Origin of the sequence: Campylobacter sp. RM12642 (genome assembly GCF_020137635.1) — a bacterium.
Taxonomy (GTDB): domain Bacteria; phylum Campylobacterota; class Campylobacteria; order Campylobacterales; family Campylobacteraceae; genus Campylobacter_E.
Map to the genome: position 1 here is coordinate 1 of NZ_JACGAT010000052.1, position 2818 is coordinate 2818.

Sequence of the window (2818 nt, forward strand, 5' to 3'; positions counted from 1 at the left end):
GGTTTTAGAATTTAATTTATATATGTAATATAATTTTCAAACTATTTTTTATATGCTTAATATAAATTTGAGTTATTTCTATATTAATTATTTTAATAAAATATATAAATAATTTTTGATATTTTATACGATATTTAGTATATTTATAAAAATAATCATATTATTCTATGTATTATTTTATGTAAAATTATCATATTTTTTTATTATTATTTTTAATAAAATTTTACATATTAAATTTATATTGAAAACTAAGTTTATAATATAATCTTCTTTTATTATAATTTTTTCTATATTAAACAACTTATTTTAAGGAACAATTATGAAATACCCTTTAGATTGTGAAGACAATTTTTCAAAATCATTTTTATTTTGGATAGCTAAATTTCTTAAATTTAAATTAAATTCTTTATCAAATAAACTACTTGAAAAAGCAGAAGAATTAAGAGAGATTAATATTGCTTTAAGTAAAAATAATTTCACTATAGAAGAATTAGATGAGTTAGCTAAAAAATCAAGAAATATAGGAATGATTGGTGTAAATACTTATTTTAACCCTATTAAAAAATTTTACGAGCAAATAATTCACTATAAGCTGTACTCTCTAAAACTAATTGATGAAGAATTAGTAATTGAAATTCTATCAAGTATAACAGCAGGTCTTAGTGATGCGAGTAAAAAAAATCACAAAATCGCTATAGTTAATTTTTTTAAATTTTTAAGTTCACAAAATAAAGATGATGATAGTTCTTATGTTTATGAAATAGAGTTAAAAAACTGGTCAGGATTAAACTCATCATCAGGACAAAAACTACCAGAATTTATGAGTGAAGAGCAAATGAAAACATTTTTAAATACTCTAAATAATTATGAGTTTAAAAGTAATCAAGACAGAAATAAACTTGCTATAAAAATCATATTATTTACTGGAGTAAGGGTTAATGAAGTTCTTAGATTAAGGTTAAAAGATATTAGCTATGAAAATGATTTGATAAGCCTTAGAATTCATGCTAAAGGTAATAAATATAGAGTGGTTTTACTAAATATAAATTCCATTAAAGAGCATTTAGAATATTTTAATAATTTCGCCGAACCTAATCAATACTTATTTACAAATAAACAAGGTAAGCCATTAACTCAAGCTTATATATCAAGATTAATTGAAAATGTATTATTAGCAGCAGGTATTCGCAAAGAAAAAAATGGAGCTCATATGTTAAGACATAGTTTTGCTACCCTACTTTATAAAAAAGAAAAAGATTTGTTATTAGTCCAAGAAGCCTTAGGGCATGCTTCGCTTAATACTTCAAGAATTTATACTCATTTTGATAATGATAAATTAAAATTAGCAGCAAAAATAGCTAATAATTTAAAAGAAGACTAAAAAGTCTTCTTATGTATCCATCAAAACTATTAAATTAATTTAGCTCAAAATAAGTATAAAAAAACTTTTTTCATTATATAGTGTTTATCCTATAAAAAGTAATAGCACAAATATACCTAATCCGTAAAACTCTCATTTATTCCAAAATTTAAACTTGATGCCCTACTTTATTTTGAACCTATTCTTTTATAAAAGAAAACTAAAAAACAACTAGCTAAAATAAAACTAGCACAAATAAAAAACACTTTTTCATCATATAAGTTATAAAAATACCCACCACTTAAACTACCAAAAAACGCACCTAATCCGTAAAAACTCTGATTTATTCCAAATATTTTTGAGCTAATTTGTTTGGGTATCTTTTTTCTTATCATAGAATAAACACTAGGCATAATAGAGCAAAAGCTAATACCGGTTATAAACCTAACTAAGCAAAATAACCAAAAATTATGGCTAGTAAAATAATGCAATATTAAACATATAAACAAAGCAAAAGTGCTAATTAAAATTAAATTAACTTCTCCATAATCTTTTGCTAATTTTGATAATTTCGGAGCAAATATAGCACTAGCAATTCCTGCTAAACTAAAGCAAAAACCTGTAGCTAATTCTTTATGATCTACTAATTTTGAAACAAATAAGCCGATTATAGGACCTATAAATGTTTGAGAATACTGCACTAAAAACGAAGCTAAACACAAAACTATTACAAATGAATACAAGCCTTTATCAAGCCTTATTTTTTCGCCTTTAGGAACTGGAGTAAAATCTTCTTTTACAAAAAACAATATCAATAAAAATATACTAATTAATAAAAATCCCGATATTGCAAACTGAACTCTAAAATCAAAAAAGTGCATTAATACTCCACCAAACAATGGTCCTAAAAGCGAGCCTGTTATCTGAAATGAGCTAAGTTTTGCAAGAGATACATTCACATCATCTTTAGGAGCATTAACAGCTATTAATGCAATACAAGCAGGGTTAAACCCAGAAAAAAATCCCATAATAAATCTAAGTATTATAAATGATTCTGCGGTTTTTAAAAATACGCTAATTAACAAGCACAAGCCCATACCAAAACTAGCTCTTAAAAGCATTTTTTTACGACCATATTTATCAGCTAAAATACCCCATAATGGTGCAAACAACGCCATAGTAAGTGTGCTACCAGCATAAGCTAAACCACTATATAAGCTAATCTTATCTCCGCTCACTCCATATTCTTGCATAATAAATGGTAAAAGCGGTAGAATTTGATTAAGCGCTAATGTGCTTAAAAATGAACCTAATGAAACTATTAAAAGCATAAATTTAAAATTACTTTGCATAGGTTTATTATAGTTCTTGTTTGTAATTAAAGCTACTTTTATAGTGAATAATTAAGTGATTTAAAATAAATTGAAAGCTTTAAATATTCGTTGCTTAAGTTAGATT

General features: G+C 24.7%; 2 protein-coding genes. One reads left to right on the top strand and one right to left on the bottom strand.

Features of this window, described 5'->3' with window-relative positions; all coding sequences use genetic code 11:
* The first annotated feature begins 319 nt into the window (after window positions 1-319).
* Window positions 320-1381, top strand: coding sequence for a tyrosine-type recombinase/integrase (locus tag AVBRAN12642_RS09545; RefSeq protein ID WP_214120637.1), 1062 nt, complete (start codon window positions 320-322; stop codon window positions 1379-1381).
* 167 nt (window positions 1382-1548) lie between these two features.
* Here the strand turns inward: AVBRAN12642_RS09545 and AVBRAN12642_RS09550 are convergent, their stop codons facing one another.
* Window positions 1549-2691, bottom strand: a complete 1143-nt coding sequence (locus tag AVBRAN12642_RS09550; protein ID WP_214120638.1) for an MFS transporter — start codon at window positions 2689-2691, stop codon at window positions 1549-1551.
* Window positions 2692-2818: the final 127 nt, after the last annotated feature.

What these genes read in the sequence shown, in the direction of transcription:
- AVBRAN12642_RS09545 (WP_214120637.1), top strand. Translation starts at nt 320, where the DNA reads ATGAAATACCCTTTAGATTGTGAAGACAATTTTTCAAAATCATTTTTA.
- AVBRAN12642_RS09550 (WP_214120638.1), bottom strand. Translation starts at nt 2,691, where the DNA reads ATGCTTTTAATAGTTTCATTAGGTTCATTTTTAAGCACATTAGCGCTT.